Raw genomic sequence first — 22,833 nt, forward strand, 5'->3', positions numbered from 1 at the left:
TCTGGCCAGTGTCTCCAATCAACTCCTTGAGGGCCTGCCCCGCCTCGCGTCGGATACCGTCCGCCTTCGCGGAATCGCCGCCTGGCCCTGGATTGTTAGTCTCAACTTGAACGCGAATTAGAATTAGCCCCACTCATTCTGATGAATCCCCAAAAGAAGCCTTCTGTGACCGTGCTTTGCGGGTTCCTGGGTGCGGGGAAAACGACGTTGCTGAAGCATCTGCTCGCGCAGGCGGAAGGGCGGAAGTGGGCGACGGTCGTCAACGACGTGGCGGCGCTCAACATCGACGGCGCGGTGGTGCGGGCGGGTGTGGCAGGAGGCGGATTGGGCGGCGACGTGGTGGAGTTGGGCAACGGCTGCGTGTGCTGCTCCAGCAAGGACGAGCTGGCCGAGACGGTGGCGGAACTGGCGATGGCGGGAAGGGCGCGAGAGGGAACGGACCGGGAGGTCCGTTCTCCGGCGACGGGGCGCTATGAACATATTTTGATCGAGACGACGGGTGTGGCCGAGCCGCGAGGGATCGCGAACCTGTTCACGCGGAAAAATCCGTTCGGGCGGACGCTGGGCGACTTTGCGACGCTGTCGGCGCTGGTGAGCGTGATCGACGTCGCCGCGTTCGCGTTGGAGGAAAAGAAGGTGGAAAACGCCAGGGTGCAGAGGTCGGGTCCGGGCGGCGCGCATCCGGTGTTCGAGCTGATGCTGGAGCAGGTCGAGTGCGCCGACGTGCTGGTGTTGAACCAATGCGACCGGGTCACGGCGGAGGAGGCCGACCGGATCGAGGCGATCCTGCGCGGACTCAACGCGCGAGCCGAGGTCGTGCGCACGGAGCACGGGCAGGTCGCGAGCGAGTTTTTGTTGGGGCGCGTGCGTTTCGACGCCAAGGAAACCTTGGGCGCGGCTCAGTGGGTTCGGGTGTTAAACGCGGTCGCGTCAGGCGGTGGCAGTGGAGGCCCGACGACCCCGTCGGGTCGTTTGGCGGGGGCGACGAACGGACCCGACGGGGTCGTCGGGTCTCCATCAGGAGGTTTTGTGCGGAGGCCGGTGGTGGCGCGCGCGATGAAGCCGGCGCACGAGGTGAAATACGGAATCACGTCGTTTGTTTATCAGGCGCGGCGGCCATTTGCGCGGGCGGCGTTTCGTGCGTTGATCGAAACGGGGTTGCCGGGGCTGCTGCGGGCGAAGGGATTTTATTGGACGCGCGAGCAGCCGGACGAGATGGCGTTTTTATCGGTGGCGGGAAGGGTGGTGCGCCACGACACGCTGAATCCGTGGTGGGCGGCGTTGGTTGAAAACGGAAAGGCGCGGCTCGACGAGCGTCCCGAGGCGATCCGCGCGCTGTGGGTGGAGCCGCATGGCGACCGCCGGCAGGAGCTGGTGTTTATCGGCGTCGGCCTCGACGAGGCGGCGATGCGCGCGGCGCTGGACGGGTGCCTCGGCTGAGGCGTTTGTCACTTAATAAGTGACAAACTGGATTGGAGAAGGAGGAGGGAAAGAGGGGAATAATTTGTCACTTATTAAGTGACAAACGTGGTTGGGCTGCGGGCGGGGTGGCAAGGGTTTGCTGAAGCATGAGCTTGGTCACGGCGAAGCGAGGGCGGGTGAATTTCCAGAGGCGCGTGCCGGTGGCGTCGAACACGGCGACGGCGGTTTCGACCAAGGGGCAACCGGCGTCGGCGCAGGGGATTTCGCTTACGGTGACGACTGTGTCTTCGGGGAGGCGAAGAATATCGCGTGACCAGCGTTTGATCGCGGCGGTGTGCTCGGGGTTGAGTTCGGGCGTCGCTTCGCCGGGCGCGGGGATGAAGCGGTGCATGGTGGGAAGCGAGCGTGCCGGAGCGGAAGAGTAACCCAATAGGTTACTCTGTGCCTTGGGCGATGAGGTCTTGGAACTCGCGGTGTCGCTCGATGAAGGAGGCGACGTAGGAACAGGCGGGGACGACGCGGAGCTTGTGCAGGCGGGCGTGGGCGAGGGCGGCGCGCACAAGGTGCTCGGCGAGTCCGCGTCCGCGCAGCTCGGGCGGGACGAAGGTGTGGGTGAAGATGATGCGCCCGCCGTCGAGCGTGTAGTCGGCGTGCGCGAGATGGCCGTCGGTCTCGACGGAGAAGCGGGATTGCGCCTTGTCGTGGTGGATGGTGATGGGTGGTTGCGCGGACATGGCGGGGTGGGAGGCGTAACGCGGCAAGATGTCGCGTCTACTTTCAGCCTTCGCACTTGAGGACATAAACGACGCCCTTCTCGCTGCCGACGCCGAGCAGGCGGTCGTCGGGGGACCAGGCGAGTTTCGTCGCGGGGACGGGCATTTTGACGGTGGCGCGGAGGGGCTTGGGGCGCTCGGGGCTCCAGATCTGGACGACGCCGTCGGCGCTCGCGGTGGCGAGGAGTCCGTGCGCGTTTTGGAAGGCGACGGCGCAGACCTTGGCGTCGTGCGGGAGCATGGTCGGTTCGCGGCCTTCGGGGCCGCCGCCGGTGCAGTCCCAGAGGCAGGCGTCCTTGCCGCCGCCGGTGGCGAGCCAGTGTGAATCGTGGTCGAAGGAGAGTTCCTTCACCTTGCCTTCGTAGCCGCTCATGTGGAACTCGTCGTTCTTTTCGGGGAGCCAGAGGTGGACGCTCGGGTCCTGGTTGCCGGAGACGAGCCAGCGGTTGTCGGGCGACCAGACAAGGGCGTGGATGCCGTTGGCGTAGGCGAATTCTTTTTGGGCGACCCAGTCGTCGGCGTCCCAGAGGCACACGCCGCCGAAATACGCGGAGGCGAGGCAGCCGCCGGCGGGCTGCCAGGCGATGGCGCTGATGGTTTTCGGCGCGAGGGGAAAGGCGTGGAGCGCGGAGCCGTCGGCGCGGAAGAATGCGAGTTGGCGGCCGGCGGCGGCGGCGAGGATGGAGGACGAAACCTGAGGACTGAGACCTGAAACCTGAGACTCGGATGCCGTTGGTCGCCACGCGAGGTGTTCGATCCAGGCGCCGCCGACTTCGGCGGAGGAGGTGTGCTGGGCGGTGGCGGTGTCCCAGAACTTGACCTTTCCGTCTTGGCCGCCGGTGGCGAGGAGGGGCTGCGACGGGTGCCAAGCGAGGCAGTTGGCGCCGTCGTCGTGGCCGGGGAGGTCAACGCGCGCGCCGTCGGCGGATGCGAAGAGGGAGACGGGGCCGGAGGACGCGGCGGCGGCGAGGGTGTAGGAACCGGGGTCACCGACCCCGGCTACAGGCGACCAGCCGAGGTCGATCACGTAGTCGTCGAGCTGCGCGGCCCAGTGCTTGGTGAGTTGCATGTGTCCGCCAAGTGAGCGCGGGATGCACGCGCGCGCAAGGCGCGAGTAGCCCCGGCCGAGAGTAACCTATTGGGTTACTCTTGGCCGGGGAGTATCCACGTCGGATGAGCGGAGCGCGATTTCAGGAGGCGGGCTTGCATGAAGAAGAGTAACCTATTGGGTTACTCTGCATGATACCGATACACCCTCAATTGAAGTTGTGGATGGACTTGGGCGGGTTGCTGGCGGATGCGGCGGAGGCGGGGGCGAAGCAGCTGACCAAGCAACTGAAACCGCGGCGGCGCGGATCATTTCTCACGCGACGTCCGGGGGCGGAGACGCCCATGTGGAATGCGTGCGCGGCTTTGTTGCGCGAGGAGCTGAAACCCTACGGATCAAGGGCGCGACTGGCGCGTTTTCTGGGCATTCCCAAGCAGCGCCTCAGCGATTTTCTGAGGAACGGGAGCCGCATGCCGGATGCCGAGACCCTGCTGCGGGTTCTCAACTGGCTGGCGCAAAAACGGGCGGGCCGGGATATCGCACTGTAAGCGGATACGGGGACGCGGGACCAACCGGACAGAGTAACCTATTAGGTTACTCTGTGTTTTAGGAAATCCGACAAGGGAGGGGGTGTTGGGGGGAGGGCTGCGCGCTGCCTTGGCTTATTTTGCGGGCGGGGGCTGGGGGGCGGCGGGTTCGGGTAGGGACTGGAGGGCGAGGTCGGAGAGGCGAAGGCCGGACTGGCCGCCAATCCAGAGGCGGACCGCCACGGCGTCGGCGGGGATGCCGTTCCGATCAGGCAAATTCCTGCGAGAGGAGGAGCAGAGGCTGAAGACGATCCGCTGCCAGCGCAGCTCGTTGTGGCTGAGGCCGCGCGAGATCGAATTGGACAAAACCTGGCCGTTGGCATCCAGGAATTCCAGGCCGAATTCGCCGTATTCCTCGGGGAACTGGCTGGCCCAGGCGGTGATCAGGTAGGACCCCTTGGGGTCGATCGGGACGGGCGCGGAGCGGGTCAGCCGGGCGGTGTTGCCTCCGTCGTTTTGGGGCACGGCGAAACGCGTGACGGTCCCGTCGACGGAGGGGCCGCCGGCGCAGGTGAAGGCGGGAAGAGGGAGGCTCCAGCCGGGGGTGCGCATCGGCGCGCCGGCCGTCGTGGCCGGAGTGATACGGGCCTCGGGGTTGGCGAGCAGGTTGGGCTGGGCGGAGAACACCTGGGGCGGCAGGACGATGTCGGCGCCGCCCGCCTTGGGCCGGAGGGACGCGCGGAAGAGGCCGGAGGCGGGCGGGTTGTCGAGGCGTTGGCGGCCGCGGGCGGCGACGGAGGGAAGTTCGAGCCGGGAGAGGGCCTCGCCTTTTTCGGAGGCGGCGAACTCGACGACGAGGTCGTAGGCGCCGGCGGTCGCAATGGGGAGGGCTTGTCCGAAGACGGGAGGGATGGGGTTGTTGTCGCGGTTATCCTTGTCCGTCTTGAGGCGGCCGGTGATTTCCCAGCGCAGCTCCGGGGCGCCGTCGTCGGCGGGCGCGACCCAGGCGGACAGCGCGGGCGCGGGGGCGTCGCCCTTGCCTTCGAGGGCGTCGAGCATGGCGGCGTAGTGGCGGGCGCGGGTGTCGTTGCCGCGGCCTCCCTGCCGGCTTTGGGCACGGCGGAGGGTGGTCTCGTAGACGTTGCGGGCTTCGGCGATATCGCCGTTCGCCAGGAGGCGGCCGAAGAGCTGGGTGACGACGGAGGAGTTGATCTGGCGAGTATCCTGACGGGCTAGGGATTGGGCGGCGTCGAGCAGGGACTGCCGATATCCGGCGGTGTCTCCATGGGCCTGGAGATAGTCGGACCAGATGAAGCGGAACAGCGATGCCAGCCAGGGATTCTGGGCGAACACGGACAACGGACCGCCGCCGCCGAACTGCATGCGCGAGTAGGCGCGGTTTTGGGGCAGCTGGTCGATCACCGAGCGGAAGACCGTCTCGATCCGCCGGTCCGGGTCGGGCCAGGTCGCGAGGCGATCAAGGCAGGCCGGGAGGAAGCCGTTGATCGGCCCCGGCTGGGAACGGCGGCCCTTGCGACCGTCGCCGGGGTTTTTGTCGGCGGAGAGGGAGTCGTTCCAGAGGGAGACGAAGGCGGGGATGGCGGCGGGGTCGCCCGTGCGAAGCTTGAGGGCGAGATCGTAGCAGAGGGGGCCCCAGTCGGCGTCGGGCGCGGCGGCGCGCGGGACGTTTTCCTCGATCAGGGTCCGGATGAGCGCGGGGTCGTCGAGGGTGTCGAGCAGGGTCAGGGGCGGGGCGATGAAGTGGATGCCCGAGGTGTTCCAGCCGCCGGCATACCAGGGGTTCTGGCCGTAGCGGTTTTGGGAGTCGCGGAAGATGGGGGAGGTTTTTTCCGCGGGGGCCGGGGGCGGGACGAACAGGTCGCGGATGACGACCAGGGCGCGGGCGCGGGCTTCGGGGGTTTTGAGCGCGAGGAGGGCGCGGGCCAGTTCGCCGCGCACCTGGCTCGCCTGCTGGTCGCGGAGGGCGGGGAGCATTTTTTCCCAGACGATGATGGCGACGTCGATGTCCTTGGCTTCGCGCAGGCGGCGGGCGAACTCGAGGACCTGATAGTCGATTTGCGGATACTGGCCGGGGCGGTTGGCGTTGGCTACGGCGCGGTCGGCCACGAGGACGACGAAGGCGGGCAGGCCGCCGGACTTGCGGTGGAACTCGATGACCTTGCTGTTGGACGCGAAGCGGGGGAGCAGGTCCTGGTTTTCGGGGCGGTTGACGAAGGCAACGGCGTCGTCCACCCGGTTTTGGGAGAACAGGCTTTCCAGATAGCGGGTGCGGAGTTGTTCGTCGCGGGGGCGCAGGGCGACGAGTTTGGCGAGATAGTCCAATTCACGCAGGCCGGTGTAGCGGCGGGCGGTGAAGGAGAGGGAGCCGTCGTCGGCGAGGAGGAGGGCGGCGCGGGGATGGTTGTCGTTGGCGTCGCGCAGGAGGAGGCCGCGAGAGGCGGGCACGCGGACATTGGGGGTCGCGGCGGCGGCGAGCGTGACCTCGACGGAGGAGCCTTCGCCGAGGGGGGCGTCGAAGAGGTGGATGGTGGCGGATTGTCCGTCGAGACGGAGGGTGTCGCGTTTGGTGAATGCCGCGGGCGCGAGGTCGCGGTCGCCGAGGCGGGCGTCGGAGAAGAGGGCGTCGGAGAGTTTTTGGAAGTTTTGGTTGCGGCCGGTGAGTCCGGGCAGGGGTTGGCCGAGTGCGTCGAGCGATACGGAGCCGAGCTCGAGCCACACGGGGACGGGGGGAGGGGGGGATGGAGTCGGGTCGCTGGCGCTCCCCGCTACGGACGGAGGGGGCGGGGTTGGAGAGGGGAGGAGTTTGTAGCTGGCGGTGATGATGTCGCCCTTGCGGGAGAGGCGGAGGCGGAGGGGAAGGGCGAGGGCCGCGGAGGAGGTGGCGACGGTGGCCAGCGGACGGTTGCCCGTGTTGGAGGCTTGCTGGCGGATGGCTCCATGGGCTTCGGCGAGGAGCTCGATGACGAGACTGGAGCCGGGGCTGGCGGCGAGCTGGGTGTCGAGGTCGGCGAGGTAGGCCTCCATGAGGCCGGTCTTCACATAGGCTTCGAGGGCGTTGCGGCGGCCCCAGTCGTTGCCTTTGCGTGCCTCGGAGAGGGGTGCCATGGCGAGCAGGCGGCGGGCGAGGGTTTCGGCGCCATCCTTGTCTTTTTTGTTGAGGGCGGTGTTGAGTTCGTTGCTGACGCGGTTGATTTCCTCGAAGCGGTTGTTGCGGGAGGATGAGCGGCCGGAGGAGGCGGGGAGCTTGAGGGTTTTGTCGAGGCCGAGATCGCGCAGGGCGCCGGCGAGGTCGAGGTTGGGCAGGTAGGAAGGCGGCTTCATCTGGACGAGACGGGTGGCGGCGGCCTTGGCGGCTTCGGTGTCGTCCTTGAGCAAGGCGAGTTCGAGAAGCCGGGCCTGGGCGGCGAGGGCGAGCTGTCCGGAGGAGGCGGGGACGGCCTCGTAGCGGGTTTTGGCGACGTCGTGGCGGTTGTCGCGGTAGGCGAGTTCGGCGAGGTTGAACGTGAGGCCGGGCTCGGGATTGGTCTTGAGCAATTCGGTGCCGACGGACTCGGCGAGCTTGGTGTGCGCGCTGGAAAGGGCGATGCGCAGGACGAAGGTGCGGGCGAGGCGGAGCGACTCGGCGTCGCGTTTTTCACCGGCGGCGAGGACGCGGGCGAGGAAGGCCTCGGTGTTTTTGCCGAGCTGCTGGACGAATTGTTGCAGCTGGTATTCCTGGCCCGGGATGGAGCCGCCGACGGAGGCGCCGGAGTTGAGAAGCATGTCGATGTTTTGCCTTCCGGCGGACGAGCCCGTCATGCGGCGCATGGACTGTTGCTGGGCCATGGCGGAGGCGGGGACGGGCTTGGCGTAAACGTCGAGCAGCAGGCTGGCGATGGCGTCCATGTCGGCCTCGGTGGGCGGGGTTTCGCCCTCGTCGCGGGCCAGGTAAGCGCCGAAAAAGTGGGAGGCGCCGTCGCCGAAGAACATCGGTTCGTTGGCGATGCCGTCGCGCAGGACGGGGAGGAAGCCGTCCCAACGTTTGGCCTGAATGCGGAGCTGCAGGGCGGTGTAGGCGAGCTGGGCGCGGTCGTTGGCGGAGAGGTTGTCGGTCGCCTTGAAGGCGGCGAGCAAGGCCAGCGCGCCGTCGTAGTCCTTTTTTTGCTGGAGCTCGCTTAGCTCTTTCATGCGTTGGCGGAAGGGGCTGAGGGGCGGGCCGAATTTCGCGAGGGTGTCGTTCAGGGCCTTGATGCGGGCCTCGAGTTCGGGCGTGGGGTCCGGCCGCTGGCCGGTGTAGGGATCGCCGGGTTCGGGGAGGAGGTTCTGGGCGATGCTGAGCGCGGGGAGGGAAGGAGAGGGTTCGGCGAGGGCGGCGTCGAGCTGGGCGAGGGCGGCGTCGCGCGCCTGGACCTTGGCGAATTCGAGGAGGCGTTGAGAGGCGGGGACGTGGCGGGTTTCGAGTTCGGAGGAGAGGCGTTTCAGGAATTCCGCGGCCTTGTCCTGCTGGACGGCGAGGGCGCCGAGGTAGCCGAGGGCGGTGTCCTGGGTCTTGGTGGGGCTGGGCGGGAGGGGTTGGTTGCCGTAGGAAATGTAGGATCGGCCGCCCCGATAATAGCCGCGTCCCGAAGACTGGTTTTGGAGCAGCTGGACGGCGGTCTGGTAGCCTTGCCGGGCGGTCTGGATGGTCTGCCAGGCGAGCATCTGCGGCTGCACAGGAGGAGGAGGCGGCGCGTTGGGATCAAGCGGGGTGGCGGGAGCGGCGACCACCGGCGCGGGCGGGCGGTTGTAAACGTCCCAGAGCAACTGTTCCGCACGCGGGAAGTCGCGGATGGTGATGAAGGCGGTGGCGAGGACGAAGTCGCGGTCGGCGGGATCCACGACCGAAGAGGCCTGGGAGCGGAGACGTTCGATGAGCGGCGCGGCCAGATCACGGGCGGCGAGGGCCGGGAGGATGCGCGGGAGCAGCGTGGTATCCGTATAAAAGGACTCGGGGTGGGCGAGGAAGAGTTCGAGGGCCTCGGGGCCGGAGTCGGCCTCGAGGAGGGCTTCGCCGAGTTCGGTGGCGTTGGCGGCGGAAGGATCGAGTTCGTGGCGGAGGCGGACGAGGCGGGCGACTTCGGCGGAGTCGCCGGAGCGGCGGGCGAGTTCCACGAGGCGGGCGAGCAGGCGCTGGTCGTTGCGGTTGAGGTCGAGGGCGCGGTTCCACGCTTCCCCGGCGCGGGCATAGTTGGAGGCGTTGAAGTAAATCTCGCCGAGTTCGACGTAGTAATCGGCGGTGTCGCGACGCGGACGGTTGCGGTCGGCGAAGCGGGTCAGCAGTCCATCGAGATCGCCGGCCTGGACGGCGGCGTCGGTGAGCGGGGCGAGGACGGAGCGGCGGGCGTTCTCGTCGGCGGCGGAGTAGAAGGCCTCCTCGTAGATTTCGAGGGCGGCGGCCGGGCGGCCTTGTTCCAGCCAGGCGCGGGCGAGGCGGGCGCGCACGGGGGCGGGGTCGGAGGCGAGACGGAGGGCGCGTTGAAGGGAGGCGATGCCGGCGGCGGTGGCGCCGGCGTCGAATTCGAGGTCGGCGGAGAGCACGTGGTTTTGGGCGTCGGCGGGGGCGAGGGCGACGAGTTCGCCGACGGAGCGGCGGGCGCCGTCGAAGTCGCCCTCGTAGCGGTAGATGTTGACGAGACGGCGCAGCCACTCGGGGGAGCGTTCGGGGCGGAGGGCGAGCAGGCGGCGGATCGCGGCGACGCGGTCGGCGAGCGTGGCGGAGCGGTCGCGGTAGTCGGCCTCGAGCTGGGCGACGGAGAAGGAGTTCGGGAAGCGTTTGCGGGCGGCGGCAAAGGCGGCGTCGGCATCGGCTGGCACGGTTTGCGCAAGAACGAGGCGGATGTTCAGGCGGTAGTCGGCCTCGGTGAGGGAGGGATCTTCGGCGGCGACACGTTTCGAGAGGGCGGCGAGGGCGGCCTCGAGTTTTCCGGCGGAGCGGAGGGCCTGCACATGGCGGGTCTCGATGGTCTCGACGGCGAAATCACCGGGGCTCTGCGCGAGGAGTTTCGGGAGGAGGGCGATGGCGTCGTCCCAGCGTTCGAGCCCGGCGAGGACCTGCCAGCGGAGGTCGAGCAACTCGTAGCCGGCGGGGGCGAGGGCGAGTCCTCGATCGACGGATACGAGGGCCTCGGCGAGGAGGTTGTTGCGTTTTTCGAGGGAGGCGAGGCGGCGGTATTGGCCGGCGTCGGCGAGACCGGACTTGCCGCCGCGGGCGATGGTCCAGGCCTCGTCGTCGCGTTTCATGGCGAGGAGCTGGAGGGCGAGGCGTTCGCGCAGATCGTAGGAGGCGGGTTCGGTGGCGAGGGCGCGGGCGAGGGTGGCGCGGGTTTCCTCGTCGAGGGCGTGGGTGCGGTAGATCTCGGCGAGGGCGAGCAAGTCGGCGACCGGCGCGCGGCCGGGTGCGAGGGCGGCCCAGGTGTCGAGGGCGAGGGCGCGTTCGGAGGCGGCGGCGGGACCGGCGGCGGCCTTGGCGCGGTTCCAGTGGAGCTGGCCGAGGGCCTCGCGATAGGAGGATTCCTTGGGCTGGAGTTTGACGAGTTCCTGCAGGCGGGGAAGGGCGTCGTCGCCGCGGTTGGCGGCGATGAGGGCGCGGATGTAGGCGAAACGGAGAGGGTAGTCGTCGGGCGACCAGCCGGTGGCGCGCCCGAACCATTCGAGGGCCTTGTCGGTGCGGTTGAGCTCGATCAGCAGTTCGGCGAGACGGCGGGCGGCGATGGGATCGCGGGAGGTGCCTTGGAGGCGGCCCTCGCGGAAGGCGATGAGGCCGTCGAAATCGCCCTTTTCGCGGAAGAGGGCGTCGACGCGCGTCTCGGCCTCGCGGTGGAGCCAGCTGTCGCGGTGGGTGCCGTCGAGCGCGGCGGAGAAGCGGGCGAGGGCGGCTTCGCGGTCGCCTTTTTTGGAGGCGACTTCGCCGAGGCGGAGGCGGGCGAGGACGGCGCGGTAGGCGTCGCCTGCGGAGGCTTTTTCGAGGGCGGTGAAAGTGGCGGCGGCCTCGTCGTAGGCGGCGGCGTCGAGCAGGGCCTGGCCGACCTCCTCGAGCACGAGGGCGTCGTCGGGGAAGCGGGTGGCGAGGGTTTTCCAGGCGGCGAGGGCGCCGGTTTCGTCGAAGGCGCGGCTGCGCGCGCGGGCGAGGTCGCGGAGGACATCCTGGGCGTCGGCGGGTCCCATGTCGAGGGTGGCGGCTTTTTCGAGGGCGGCGATGCCGGCGGGCAGTTTGCCGTCGCGGATTTCGAGGCGGCCGAGGCGCTGGAGCGGGCGGTAGTCGGCGGGAGCGGAGGCGGCGGCCTCGGTGTAGCGGGCGCGGGCGGTGGCGGTGTCGCCGATACGCTCGGCGAGCTGGCCGAGCAGGAGACCGTAGACGGCGGCGGCCGGGCCGGCGGGGGCGGCGTCGCGCGCGGCGGTCCAGCGCTGGCGGAGGGAGGCCAAGCCTTCGTTGGAAAAATAGTGGGCGAAGACCTCGTCGAAGGCGCGGCCGGGTCCGGGCGAGCGGACGAGCATTTGCTCGAAGCGGACGATCTTGTCGGGCAGCGGGGCGGGGGCGGTCGCGGAAGGCGCGGGCGATGTGGCGGGTTCATCGGCGCGCAGGGGGAACGGGGCGAGGCCGGCGAGGGCGAGGAGGAGGAGGCGGGAGGAGGGGAGCATGGGGGAATGACCAATGACCAATGTCCAATGACCAAGGGGACGGAGGTCGGGAGTTTTATTGGAGGCGAAGGGGAGGGAGAAAGAGAAAGAGGAAAGAGAAAGAGTTAGAGGCGAAGAGGGGAGGGGAGGCGTTTGAGGGAGACGTCGACGAGGAAGGTGAGGAGGGCGGCGGCGGCGAGCCAGGGCCAGAGCGGGTGCTCGTGGCGGGCGGCGCGCGGGTCGGCGGCGAGGAGCGCGGCGAGATCGGCGGGGTCGCGCACGCCGCGGGTGGCGGCGGCGATGCGGTCGAGCAAGGCGGAGTCGGGAGGGGCGAGTTTGTATTCGTCCGGAAAAGACGGCGCGGCGGCGGCGTAGGCGCGGACGGCGCCGTCGGGGAAGGCGGGGGAGTCGAGGCGGATGTCGAAATGGTGGTTGCCGCGGGCGGGGGCGGGCACGCGCACGGTGAAGCGGCCGGGGCCGGCGGGGGCGAGGTCGAGCGAGCGGCGTTCGCCGGAGGGATCGAGCACGAGGACGCGGCCGGTGGCCTTGGTGACGAAGTCGCCGGCGGGGTCGACGGCGTCGAGCGTGATGCGGAAACCGTCGCCGTCGGCGCCGGGCTCGGGGGCGACGGCGACGGCGAAGGGCGCGGCGGCGTCGGTGCGCATGAGGTGGCGCACGGTCTGGACCCAGAAGCGGCCGTAGCCGTCCCAGCGCAGCCATTCGGTGGCCCAGCGGGCGCGGGCGTCGGAGGTGAAGGCGCCGGCATGGCCGAGGCCGTGGCGCCAGGTGGCGAGGAGCGGTTCGCCGCGCTCGGTGGCGAGCCAGAGTTCGGCGGTGGGGCGGAGCTCGGTGCGGACGTAGCCGTAGAGGAACGGGGCGGCGGCGAAGTCGATGCCGCCGAGGAAGCCGGCGTCGCGGGAGCGGCGGGGGGCGAAGGGGAACTCCTGGAGGGCGGACTTGGCGGCGGTGACGGTTTCCTTGGCGAGGATCTGGGGGACGTCCTGGCTGTTGGCGGTGTAGTAGTAGCGGCCGTTGCCGCGGCGGGCGATTTCGGTGAGATTATCGACGTCGATGCCCTCGCCGAGGCCGACGGTGGAGACGGTCATGCCGGCCTGGGCCATCTGGGAGGCGATTTCGAGGATGTTGCCCGGCTCGGACTGGCCGTCGGAGAGGACGATGACGTGCTTGAGCTTGGCGGGGACGGGGGCGAGGCCACGGTAGGCGAGGTCCATCGCGGGGGAGAGGTTGGTGCCGCCGTCGGCCTCGATGGAGGCGATGCGCCGCCGGAAATCATGGCGGTCAACGACGGGCTGGATCTCGGCGGCCCAGGAGGCGTCGTTGTCGAAAATCACGATGCCGGCGTAGTCCTTGGGGGTGAGCAGATCGATGGCGCCGGCGGCGGCGGCGCGGGCCATCTCGATGCGTTCGCCGGACATGGAGCCGCTCTTGTCGATGATGAGGACGAGACCGAGCGAGGGGGCCTCCTCGTCGGCCTGGAAGTCGCTGCGCAGGGGAAGCACCTCGTCGATCGGCGTGCGGTGGTAGCCTCCGAGGCCGAAGCTCTGGTCTCCGCCGAGCATGAGCAGGCCGCCGCCGAAATCGGTGACGTAGGAGGCGTAGAGCTTGAGTTGCGGCGCGCCGAGTTCGACGGCGGAGACGTTGTCGAGGATGAGGAGCGCGTAGTTTTGCAGGTCGCCGAGGGAGAGCGGGGCGCCGCGGGCGGGGCGGATGTCGAGGCGGATGCCTTCCTGCTTGAGCGCCTGGGAGAGGTAGCGGGCCTGGGCGGGCGCGTCGGTGAGCATCAGGACGCGCGGCTCGCCCTCGGCGCGGACGAGGGTGGTGAGTTCGTTGTTGTCGGCGAAGGTGTCGTCGCGCGCCTCGACGCGGAGAACGTATTCGGCGAGGGCGTCGGACTCGATGACCTGGGTGAACTCGAAGCGGTTGGCGCCGACGGCGAGGGTGACGGGGGAGGACTGGACGAGGATGCCGTTGCGGAAAACGCGCAGCGTGGCGGGTTGGGCGCGGTTGCTGGAGATGTCGGTGGAGATGCGGAACGGTTCGCGCTGGCGCACGCGGGCGGGGGCGCGGAGGGCGCGGACGAGGGCCTCGGGATCGTCGGGTCGGGCGACGGTGACGGGGATGACGCGGATGTCGTCGGCGGCGAGCGATGCGAGGAGGGAGTCCCAGGCGGCGGGTTCGGTGACGCCGTCGGTGAAGACGACGACGCTGCGGACGCGGTCGGCGGGCAGGGAGGCGTGGGCGAGGCGGAGGGCGGAAGCGAGATCGGTGCGCGAAGGCACGAGCGGGCGGCGGTCGAATTCCTTGAAGGCGGCGGGACCGGCGACGACGCGGGTGGAACCGGCGAAGGCGAACCATCGGGAGGAGTCGGGGTCGCGGGCGGAACCGGCGGAGGCGAGCGCGGGCGGGAGTTTTTCCGCGGTCTTGGTCGCGGCGGCGATGGCGGCGGCGCGCACGCTGTCGCTGGTGTCGACGAGAAAGGCGACGGATTGTTTGCGGGTGGCGCCGAGCCAGCGCGGATCGGACAGGGCGAGCACGAGCAGGAAAAACAGGACGAGGCGGGCGGCGAGACTGGCGCGGCGGCGGCGCGGGGAGAGCGGCGCGAGGGTGCGGCGGGCCTGCCAGACGAGAAAGGCGGCGAGCGGGGCGAGGGCGAGCGCCCAGGGGTGCATGAATTCGACGGGGATCATTCGGTCACGCGTCGGGCGTAGAGACGCCATTCGATGAGGGTCCAGAGCAGGGCGGCGAAGAGGACGAGGCGCCAGGGCTCGATCGCGGCGAACCAGGAGCGGGCGGGGGCGGCGTGCGGACCGGGGTCGGCGACCCCGGCTACACTCGGAGCGGGGGCGAGGCGGCTGACGATGGCGCCGGGCAGACGCGCGGCGGCGATGCCGCCGTCGGCGGGGGCGTCGAGCAGGAGATTGCTGAGCAGAATCGGGAAGGCGGTGCGGAAAACGAGGTTGCCGCCCGAGAGATCGAAGGGGGCGACAATCCAGCGGGCGCGTTCGTCCCAGCGTCCGAAGAGGATGGGGTTGCCGAAACTCTCGGCGAAACGCTCGGCGTCGGCGGACGGTTTGAAAATACGGACGCCGCCGGGGCGGACGCTGGCCAGATCGACGTGGCGGAAGAGCGGGTGGGCGCGCTGCCAGTCGGTGACGAGCGGGGAGTCGGCGCGCGGGGTTTCGACGTTGGCGGAGCCCCAGAAGCCGGCGGCGGCGGGCAGGTCGAGGAGCAGGACGCGGCGGTTGAGCTGGAAGTCGGCGGGCGGGGTGGTGTTGGAGAAAATCCAGAGCGAGGCGGGTTCGGGGGTGGCGAGGGCGGAGGGTTCGACGAAGGCGAAGTCCACTTCGGGGAGGGATGTGAGCGAGGCTTCGAGGAACGGTTGGCGCGCGCCGACGACGCGGACGACCGGGCGCGGCAGGGCGGGGACGGTGAGCTCGGCGGCTTTGTCGAGGGAGAGGCGCTGGCCGTCGGTTTTGTCGAGGACGAGGCGGTAGGTGGAGGCGGCGCGGTTGGTTTCGGTCCAGGCGAAGGTCCATGCGCCGCCGGCGGGGAGGTCGAGTTCGCGGGCGTCGATCAGGCGTCCGTCGCGGTGAAGCAAGGCCTCGCCGCGCCACGGGGCGGCGGGGGAGACGACGACTTCGGCGGTGACGGTGTAGGCGCCGGGGGCGGAGTAGGAACGACGGGCGTCGAAGCGGGCGATACCGGCGTTGGGGCCGGGATGGCCGACGGGGACGATTTCAACGTCGGCGAGGAGTTCGGGGGGAGGAGGGACGGCCCAGACCTGGTCGGTGACAAAGACGACACGGCCACCGGTGGCGGTCGCGGCGAGTTCGCGGGCGAGGCGGAGGGCGGCGGAGGGATCGGAAGGCGTGGCACCCGGGGCGAGGGCGGCGAGGGCTTCAAGGGCGCGGCGCTGGTTGCCGGTCCACGGGCGGGCGATTTCGGGCGCGGCGCCGGCGTAGATGATGGAGACCCGGTCGGTGGCGCGGAGGTCGGTGAGACGTTCGCGGGCGGCGGCGAGCAGGCGGTCCCAGGCGCGGGAGCCGTCGGGGTCGGTGGCGCTGAGACTGGCCGAGCCGTCGAGGACGAGAACGGTGGCGGTGTCGCCGACGGATTGTCCGTCGCGTGCGGGGCGGGCGAGGGCGGCGATGAGCAGCAGCAGGCAGAGCAGTTGCAGCAGGTAGGAGAGCCAGCGGCGGAGACGTTGCCACAACGGGTGGGCGCGGAGTTGCGGAGCGAGGGTGTCCCAGAAAAGGAGGGTGCTGACGGTGCGTTCGCGGGCGCGCTGACGGACGAGGTAGAGCAGGAGCAGCGGGAGAATCGCGAGCAGGGAGAGCCACCAGGCTTCGGGGGCGAGGAAGTTCATTGCACGAAGCCTTTCTCGCGGAGGGAGCGGGTGAGCAGGCCGATGACGTCCTCGGAGGTTTCGGCGCGGAGGAGCGGGATGCGGTGGCGGCGGCAGTGGCGTTCGATCTCGTCGAGGTAGGCGGCGTAGCGTTCGCGGTAGGCGCGGCGCAGGGAGGCGTCGACGACGACGGTGCGGACGGCGCCGGACTCGCGGTCAACGAGACGATATTCGCCGGCCTCGCCCGGGTCTCCCTCGGTCGGGTCGGCGATGTGGATGACGGACAACTCGTGGCGGGCGTAGCGGAGGCGGTCGAGGGCCTTGAGCGCGTCGCCGGGATCGGAGCCCCAGAGGTCGGTGATCCACACGGCCATGCCGCGGGCGGGACGGGCGGCGAGCCAGCGGCGGGCGGCCTCCTCAAGCGAGGCGGCGGAAGTCGTGGCGGTGCGGGCGGATAGAAAACCGAGCACCTCCTGGAAACGCTGGCGTCCGCGGGCGGGCGGGAGCGTGGCGGGGGCGGCTCCGTCGAGGGCGACGAGGCCAAGGCGGTCGTGGTTGCAGAGGGCGATGTAGGCGAGGCCGGCGGCGACGCGGCGGGCGTGGTCGAACTTGCGCGGCGCGCCGAAGTCCATGGACGCGGTGGCGTCGAGCAGCAGGTGGACGGGGAGGTCCTGTTCCTCGGAGTAGAGCTTGAGGACGAGGGTGCGCCAGCGGGCGTAGGCGTTCCAGTCGATGTGGCGCCAGTCGTCGCCGGGGCCGAAGGGACGGTAACCGGCGAACTCGATGCTGGCGCCGCGCTGGACGGAGCGGCGCTCGGCGCGCTGGCGCGAGCTGACGAGCTGGCGCGCGAGCAGGGCGAGGCCTTCCAGGCGGCGAAGGAAGTCCTCGTCGAAGAGCTGGGGCGAGTCAGCCATCAGATCGTGAACTCGCCGACGATGGGCTGGCCTGCCGCATCAGAAAACGCGGTGTTGTAATGAAGCGGAAACAGGTTCGGAAGTTGAAGCACTTTTTCGGCCTCACTTTTTATCGATAACATCATCGAGTTTAAGAGGGGGTGACGGCTAAAAATGAACCTTTTGTCGGCGGCGAAGAGACATATGCAGAACGCATCTGCATTCATGACATACCCGTGAAGTTTAATGCCGCTTGGATTATCAAACGTGGCCTTCAGAAATATGCGTATGTTGTCGTGCGGTAATTTCTTTAAATCCAAAATCGTGTAATGCGGGTGTGAACCTCCTGTATCGAGATCCTTGAATCGTTGAGCCACCCAGTTCCGTTCAATACCCCAGGAGGCGATGACTTCGAGTTCGTCGTAGTCGTAATGTTCAGACCAAGCGGGCCATTCATCGAAGTCTTCACGAGTGAGTGGATCGTCACCTGCTTTGATGCGAAATGTGGAAGCCTGTGTCATTGGTTACTCAGGCCTTCCAGGCGGCGCGGCGGGTTTCGATGAGCTCGGCGAGGAGTTTGTCGATGCCGACGCCGTCGGCCTGGGCCTCGAAGTTGAGGATGACGCGGTGGTTGAGCACGGCGGGGGCGACGGCGAGGACGTCCTCGGTGGCGACATGGTAGCGGCCGGCGAGGACGGCGCGGACCTGGGCGGCGAGGAGGCAGGCCTGGCCGGCGCGAGGGCTGGCGCCGTAGCGGGAATAGCGGCGGAGGCCGGGCGAGGCGTATTCGGTTTCGGGATGCGTGCCCATGACGAGCTCGACGGCGCGACGGCGCACGGTGTCGGGAACGGGGACGCGGCGGGCGAGCCGGCCCATGCGCACGAGCTCGGCGCCGTCGAAGACGGGTTGCACGCGCGTGGTGACGGCGCCGGTGGTGCGGGCGAGGATGTTCTCGAACTCCTCGAAGGAAGGGTAGGGCACGACGAGGCGGAAAAAGAAACGGTCGAGCTGGGCCTCGGGGAGCGGGTAGGTGCCTTCCTGTTCGAGGGGGTTCTGGGTCGCGAGCACGAAGAAAGGCTCCTCGAGAAGATGGGTTTCGCCGCCGGTGGTGACGGATTTTTCCTGCATGGCCTCGAGCAGGGCCGACTGGGTTTTCGGGGTGGCGCGGTTGATTTCGTCGCCGAGGAGCAGGTTGCAGAAAAGGGGGCCGCGGGAGAACTCGAAGCGGGAGGCGCCCTTGCCGTCCTCGACGAAGATGCGTGTGCCGACGAGGTCGGCGGGCATGAGGTCGGGGGTGAACTGGACGCGGCCGAACTTGAGGTGAAGGGCGTCGGCGATGGTTTTTACGAGGAGGGTCTTGCCGAGGCCGGGGACGCCCTCGAGGAGGACGTGGCCGCCGGCGACCATGGCGGTGAGGCAGTGGTCGATGATCGCGTGCTGGCCGACGATGACCTGGCCGAGGGTTTCCTTGAGGAGCTTGAAGGCGTCGCGGAAGCGGGCGAGCTCGGCCTCGGTGGCGGGATCAAGATCGGGCGCAGGGGCGGCCGGTGCGGGATGGGAGGCGGGCGGGGGAAGCAGCGGATCGGTCATGGCGTTTTGGAGACGGGAGGGGCGGAATCCTGGGTTGGGCGGATGAGTTGAAAATAGCGTTGGATCGCGCGGCGGTGTTCCAGCGGGAGCGATTCGTCTTCGACGGCCTCGCGGGAGAGCCGGGTGAACTCGGCGAGGTCCGCCTCGGTGGCGGCGCTGGCGAGGGTCGGGGCGGACTCGGAGGAGCTGACCGTGCGCTTGGTGCTTTCGCCGTCGGCGTTGGCGGTGCCGGAGAGGGATTCCTTGCGGGTGGCGTCGGCGAGGGCGTTTTCCGCGCCGGGCGAGTGATCGCCCGGGCCGTTGCCGATGCCGTTGCCGGGGGGGCCTTGACCTGGTCCGCGGGCGGGAGACTGACTCTGGCCGGCCATTTCGAGTCCGCCCTCTTTGTCGCCGGGCTTCCTGCCCTCGGCCAGCGCGAGACGGGCTTCGGAGAGGGAACGGGCGACGGACGAAAGAGCGGAGCGGGCGGCGTCGCAGGAGGCGGCTTCGCGGGATTGGTCGGCGAGCGAGGCGGAGCATTTGGCGAGCGACTTGGCGTCGCGGGCGGAGGCGGCCTCGCGCATTTTTTTGACGGACTCGGCGAGCTTGGCGTCGCCTTTTTTGGCGGCCTTGTCGGCGAGTTTATCGAGGCGTTTGGCGGTTTCGGCGGGGGTGCCGTCTTTGAAGGCAAGTTTGGCGCTCTCGGCGGCGAGGGCGGAGGCGGCCTTGTCGAGGGCGGCGGCCGCCGCGGCGAGGTCGCGTTCCTTGAGGGCCTTGGTGGCGGCTTCCATGCCGTCGATGCCGGAGAGGGCGTCGGAGAGGTCCTCGGCGTGGTTGGAAACGCCGGCGGAGGCGAGGGTCTGGGAGGCCTCGGCCAGGCGGGCCTCGACGCGGGCGAGGGCGACGAGGAGTTCGCGGTCGGAGAGATTGGGTTCGCCGAGCTTGGACTTGAGTTCGGCGATGGTTTCGCGGAAGGCGTCCCACTCTTTGCCTTTTTGGTCCTTGGCGGTTTTGTCCCAGTCCTTGGTCAGCTCGGCGAGGGCGGTCTGTTGCGCGGCGCGCAACGCGGCGGCGGAATCGGGGCCGGCGGGAATGGACTGGGGCAGCAGAAAAAAGGCGAGGAGGGCGGCGAGGACGGCGGAGCCGGTGGCGAGTCCGGTGCGACGCGGCCAGTGAAGGGGCCATGCGGTGTTCCAATCGGCGGAACCGGTGTGGGCGACGGCCTGGCGGAGGATGGCGGCGCGCCACGCGGGGGAGGTGCGATGGGCGAGTTCGCGGGCGGCGAGGGCTTCGTCGGCCAGGCCGAACTGGCGGTCGATGCGGGCGTGGACCAAGGATGGCGAAAGCGGACGGAGACGGCCGATGAACCAACCGAGCAGAGGGCAGGCGACGGCGGTGGCGAGAAGGCCGAGGGAAACGGAACGCGGAAGATTGATCGCGGCGGTCGTGGCGGCCAGAGCGGAGGCGGGAACGGCGAAGAGGGCACCGGCCAGAAAGCCCGCCCGGGAGCGTCCACTGCGGAGGCGACTGGAGGCGCGGCAGACGAGTTTGGCCCAATCCTGCTCGAGAGCGGAGGAGTCTGAATGGATGGGCTGGGGCATGGGTAAGGCGGCGATCCGTGGCGGGTTACGCGAGGTGACGCGATCCGCGACGGTTGCTCATAGATCGAATGCAATAGTCATGCAGATCAATCTTTACCGTCTTTAATAATGTAAAATTAATGTCATGCCCTCTGCCATTCAGGGAAAAGGCACGGGCTCCCGGCGTCGCGCAGGAGGACTGGGGCGGGATTTTAATGCCCAAGTATTCTGGAGAGTAATTCAGACCGGGCTTTTGCCCGCATGCGTTCCAGAATATCACCGGCTTCCGGATCCAGCGCACGCGCATGTTCTTTGGCCGCGTCTGCGGCTTGGCGATCGGCGTGTTTTTCGGAAAGTTGGGCTCGGCGGTCCAGCAGGTCGGCGTAAAAATAGGCGGCGGCCACATCGTCGGGGGCGGCGGCGTGGATGCGTTCCGTGGTCGCATCAAACAGTTCCTCGGCGTTGGCGGGTTGGCGGCTTTGCGCGGCCGCCCGGGCCAGGGTTTCATATGCGAACCAGTCTTTGAGGGTGGGCCGGATCTTTTTCGGGGCGACCGCAAACGCGCGGGCATAGTAGTCCATCGCGCCTGACAGGTCGTGCTGGTCGTAGACTCGGGCGATTTCGAGGAGCACGATGGGTTCGTTCGGGCGGATGCGCTCCATCAGTTTGAGGTATTGGATGTAAACGCCGAAGATTTGAGCGCGTGCGACGATGGGGCGGTGACTCGACAACCACTCGAAGTCGTCGGCATGCGACGGGGTTTCCTTCATCGCGAGGGTGGCCGCAAGGTGGTGCCGGCTCGCAAGCGTGGCGAGGTCGATGAGCCGTTCGCGGATTTCGGCCGTGTCGGACGGATCTTTCCACCTCAAGGCGATGGCGGCCCGTGCGTGCGGAGCGGAGCGGGCTTGCAAGGCGGCGTCCATGTAATCGTTGCGCACGGAGGAAAAGCGTTCGTCTTCCGGCGATATCAACGCGGCGGCGCGTGCGATCAGGTGGACGTAAACGGGCGCGAACTGCGGATTGTTTTTGGCGGCTTTGGAGAGGGCGAGCCACGCGGCGCCTTTTTTGTTTTCGGGCGCCAGCTCGATGAGGCTGGCGTGCAGTTCCCAGAGGGTGAGTTCGGCGGCGGGCAGGGTGTTGCGCGTGCGCAGGGCGGCGATCAGGTCGTTGCGCAAGGCGGGAGTGTCGAGGGCGAGCGCGAGGGCCAGACGTGCCAGCGGGGCATTGAGGGGACGCAGCGCTGTCAGTTGCACGGCGTAATCAGCGGCGAATGCGTAGCTGAGATCGAGGCCGGCATCGATACCCAGCGACAGAAAACGAGGATCGAAATCGGGATGGGCGCGGGCTTGGGCAGACGTGCAGGCGACAGTTGCTGTGAGCAGGTCGTGCTTGGCGTTGCCCATCATGGGCTGGCCGAAATCCGCATCCGTGTCCGCCAGGCGGGCGAGAATGTAGCGGGCTTCGAGGTAGGGGACGATGGGACTGGATGGATCACGATTTTTGAGGGAGACGGCGAGCAGGTCGGCGGCGGGCCAGTTGCCACGGGCGTAGAGCAATTCGGCGGCAAGCCAGCGGGGGACGGGATCCGGCGAATGCGTGTAGGCGGCCTTGGCGAAATTTAACGCGCGGGCGGTGTCCCCCAGAAACAGCCAGGCGCGGGCCAAGGTGGTGTTGAGCGGGGCGTGCGCCGTATCGGCGACGGGCTCGCGGTAGGAGTGGGAGAATTCCGCCAGCTGGGCGGCATTTCCCGTGGCGATGGCATCTGTGATTTTGCGGATGACTTCGGAGTCGGTGCCGGGCGGCGTGCCGGCGAGTGTCTGCGTGACGACGGAGACGGTGGCTGCGAACGCGAAGGCGAAGACGAGGGCCAGACGTCGCGGGAATTGCATGGAGGCCAAGGCGAAGGGCGAAAGGCGAGAGAGCAAGGCTGAAGGGATGGAAGCATGCGGACGGATTGAGGGAGTCGTCCGCTTCTCAATGATAACAAACGTGAACAACATTGAACTTGCACGTTCCGCCAGCTTGATGGGGCGGAGATGATAAAAGCGGCGAAGATCACCCTGCTGACCTTGGCGCTCTTGCTGATCGGCTGGCTGGGGCTCGTTATTTGCGATCAGGAAGCCGCGTTCAGGGTTCCTTTGGAATATATTAAATTTCAGCTCTTAAAATCCAGAATCTCCACGGTGGATGTTCCTGCGGGCGTCGACAGTTACCAATATAAAGTTCAGTTGGTTTTCGCCGAGGCGTTTAAGCCGGATGTTGAGTTGAGGGCTCTTATTACGGGAGGAACAATGGAGACCGTTGTTTTTTTGAATAGCAGCGGCGAGGCGGTTACTCTTGTTGCAGCGGATCCATCTATTTGGGATCACGAGTCACGGGAGTTTGCACTCGAAAGAGGCGGACATGGCGATGGAACCGGACAACTTCTCTCCAGTTGGATGAGCATGAAGGATTATGATAATGTCCCGCTGAGGCTTGAGGATTATAAGGTGTCGAGGAAGTCCCGGCAGCTACCGGCGGGATTAAAAGAGAAACTGATGAAGGTTTGGGTGGACGCGTTGATACACGCGAAGCGCGATCAACACAGGATCGGTTTGGACGGAGGAACTTTTGATTATTTCGTTCAAACGAGTGCGCGAGGAGCTTTGAGAGGCAAAATATGGTCACCGGATGAGGGCACCATTCCCTATGCACTGCTTCCAATCACGAACACGTTAATTGAATATCTTTTCCGGGGTATCAGCGAAGAAAAGATCGAAGAGGCCATCAACAACTACTGGACACTGGCGGCCAAGCGGACGCCCGAGTCCCTTGAACTCGAATGGTTGGGGCTGGATGCGCATGGCTTTCCCCTGAGAGCGAACTGAGGTGCGCTAAGCCGTAACCATGCAGTGGAAAAGAGCCGCCGATTGGGAACTGATTGATGGTGAATGAAACCTAAACAATCGGAGAGCGGAAGCCCGGTTCACCAATCGGTGGCCGGAAAAATCCAGTTCCAA

14 protein-coding genes are annotated in these 22,833 nt (G+C 67.9%); 3 read left to right on the plus strand and 11 right to left on the minus strand.

Going from position 1 to position 22,833, the window contains the following annotated elements:
- Nucleotides 1-141: 141 nt before the first annotated feature.
- The gene (locus WC969_15020) at nucleotides 142-1,440 is read left to right on the plus strand and encodes a GTP-binding protein (protein ID MFA6031166.1); all 1,299 of its coding nucleotides are present in this window, start codon (nucleotides 142-144) and stop codon (nucleotides 1,438-1,440) included.
- 67 nt (nucleotides 1,441-1,507) lie between these two features.
- Here WC969_15020 and WC969_15025 read toward each other — a convergent pair whose 3' ends face one another.
- From WC969_15025 to WC969_15035, 3 genes are read right to left on the minus strand one after another with little or no spacing between them, the layout of a single operon-like run.
- Nucleotides 1,508-1,813, minus strand: a complete 306-nt coding sequence (locus tag WC969_15025) for a hypothetical protein (protein ID MFA6031167.1) — start codon at nucleotides 1,811-1,813, stop codon at nucleotides 1,508-1,510.
- 43 nt (nucleotides 1,814-1,856) lie between these two features.
- Nucleotides 1,857-2,156, minus strand: a complete 300-nt coding sequence (locus tag WC969_15030) for a GNAT family N-acetyltransferase (protein MFA6031168.1) — start codon at nucleotides 2,154-2,156, stop codon at nucleotides 1,857-1,859.
- A gap of 43 nt (nucleotides 2,157-2,199) precedes the next feature.
- The gene (locus WC969_15035; GenBank protein ID MFA6031169.1) at nucleotides 2,200-3,264 is read right to left on the minus strand and encodes a WD40 repeat domain-containing protein; all 1,065 of its coding nucleotides are present in this window, start codon (nucleotides 3,262-3,264) and stop codon (nucleotides 2,200-2,202) included.
- 191 nt (nucleotides 3,265-3,455) lie between these two features.
- On the opposite strand from WC969_15035, the gene WC969_15040 reads away from it, so the two are divergent.
- Complete coding sequence (locus tag WC969_15040) at nucleotides 3,456-3,791, plus strand: helix-turn-helix transcriptional regulator (protein MFA6031170.1); 336 nt, start codon at nucleotides 3,456-3,458, stop codon at nucleotides 3,789-3,791.
- 114 nt (nucleotides 3,792-3,905) lie between these two features.
- Here WC969_15040 and WC969_15045 read toward each other — a convergent pair whose 3' ends face one another.
- From WC969_15045 to WC969_15080, 8 genes are all read right to left on the minus strand, one after another.
- Nucleotides 3,906-11,447 carry a tetratricopeptide repeat protein gene (locus tag WC969_15045; protein MFA6031171.1) on the minus strand — a complete coding sequence of 2,514 codons (7,542 nt, stop codon included), beginning with the start codon at nucleotides 11,445-11,447 and terminating at the stop codon, nucleotides 3,906-3,908.
- A gap of 104 nt (nucleotides 11,448-11,551) precedes the next feature.
- Nucleotides 11,552-14,134 (minus strand): VWA domain-containing protein, encoded by a 2,583-nt coding sequence (locus WC969_15050; GenBank protein ID MFA6031172.1) that lies wholly within the window; start codon nucleotides 14,132-14,134, stop codon nucleotides 11,552-11,554.
- Nucleotides 14,131-15,813, minus strand: coding sequence for a VWA domain-containing protein (locus WC969_15055; GenBank protein ID MFA6031173.1), 1,683 nt, complete (start codon nucleotides 15,811-15,813; stop codon nucleotides 14,131-14,133). Before WC969_15055 ends, WC969_15050 begins: the two co-directional genes overlap by 4 nt.
- On the minus strand, nucleotides 15,810-16,706 hold the full coding sequence (locus WC969_15060) for a DUF58 domain-containing protein (protein ID MFA6031174.1): 897 nt from the start codon (nucleotides 16,704-16,706) through the stop codon (nucleotides 15,810-15,812). The genes WC969_15055 and WC969_15060 overlap by 4 nt, the downstream gene beginning before the upstream one ends.
- Nucleotides 16,706-17,206 carry a hypothetical protein gene (locus WC969_15065; GenBank protein MFA6031175.1) on the minus strand — a complete coding sequence of 167 codons (501 nt, stop codon included), beginning with the start codon at nucleotides 17,204-17,206 and terminating at the stop codon, nucleotides 16,706-16,708. The genes WC969_15060 and WC969_15065 overlap by 1 nt, the downstream gene beginning before the upstream one ends.
- Nucleotides 17,207-17,213: 7 nt before the next feature.
- Nucleotides 17,214-18,275: a MoxR family ATPase gene (locus WC969_15070; protein ID MFA6031176.1), complete on the minus strand. Its 1,062-nt coding sequence runs from the start codon at nucleotides 18,273-18,275 to the stop codon at nucleotides 17,214-17,216.
- On the minus strand, nucleotides 18,272-19,855 hold the full coding sequence (locus WC969_15075) for a hypothetical protein (protein ID MFA6031177.1): 1,584 nt from the start codon (nucleotides 19,853-19,855) through the stop codon (nucleotides 18,272-18,274). Before WC969_15075 ends, WC969_15070 begins: the two co-directional genes overlap by 4 nt.
- Before the next feature lie 191 nt (nucleotides 19,856-20,046).
- Nucleotides 20,047-21,723: a hypothetical protein gene (locus tag WC969_15080; protein ID MFA6031178.1), complete on the minus strand. Its 1,677-nt coding sequence runs from the start codon at nucleotides 21,721-21,723 to the stop codon at nucleotides 20,047-20,049.
- Nucleotides 21,724-21,870: 147 nt separating this feature from the next.
- Here WC969_15080 and WC969_15085 point away from each other — a divergent pair, with 147 nt between their 5' ends.
- A complete protein-coding gene (locus WC969_15085) occupies nucleotides 21,871-22,701 on the plus strand; it encodes a hypothetical protein (GenBank protein ID MFA6031179.1) in 831 nt (276 codons plus the stop codon).
- Nucleotides 22,702-22,833: the final 132 nt, after the last annotated feature.

This window comes from Elusimicrobiota bacterium, from assembly GCA_041660925.1.
Lineage (GTDB): Bacteria > Elusimicrobiota > Elusimicrobia > UBA1565 > UBA1565 > JBAZUV01.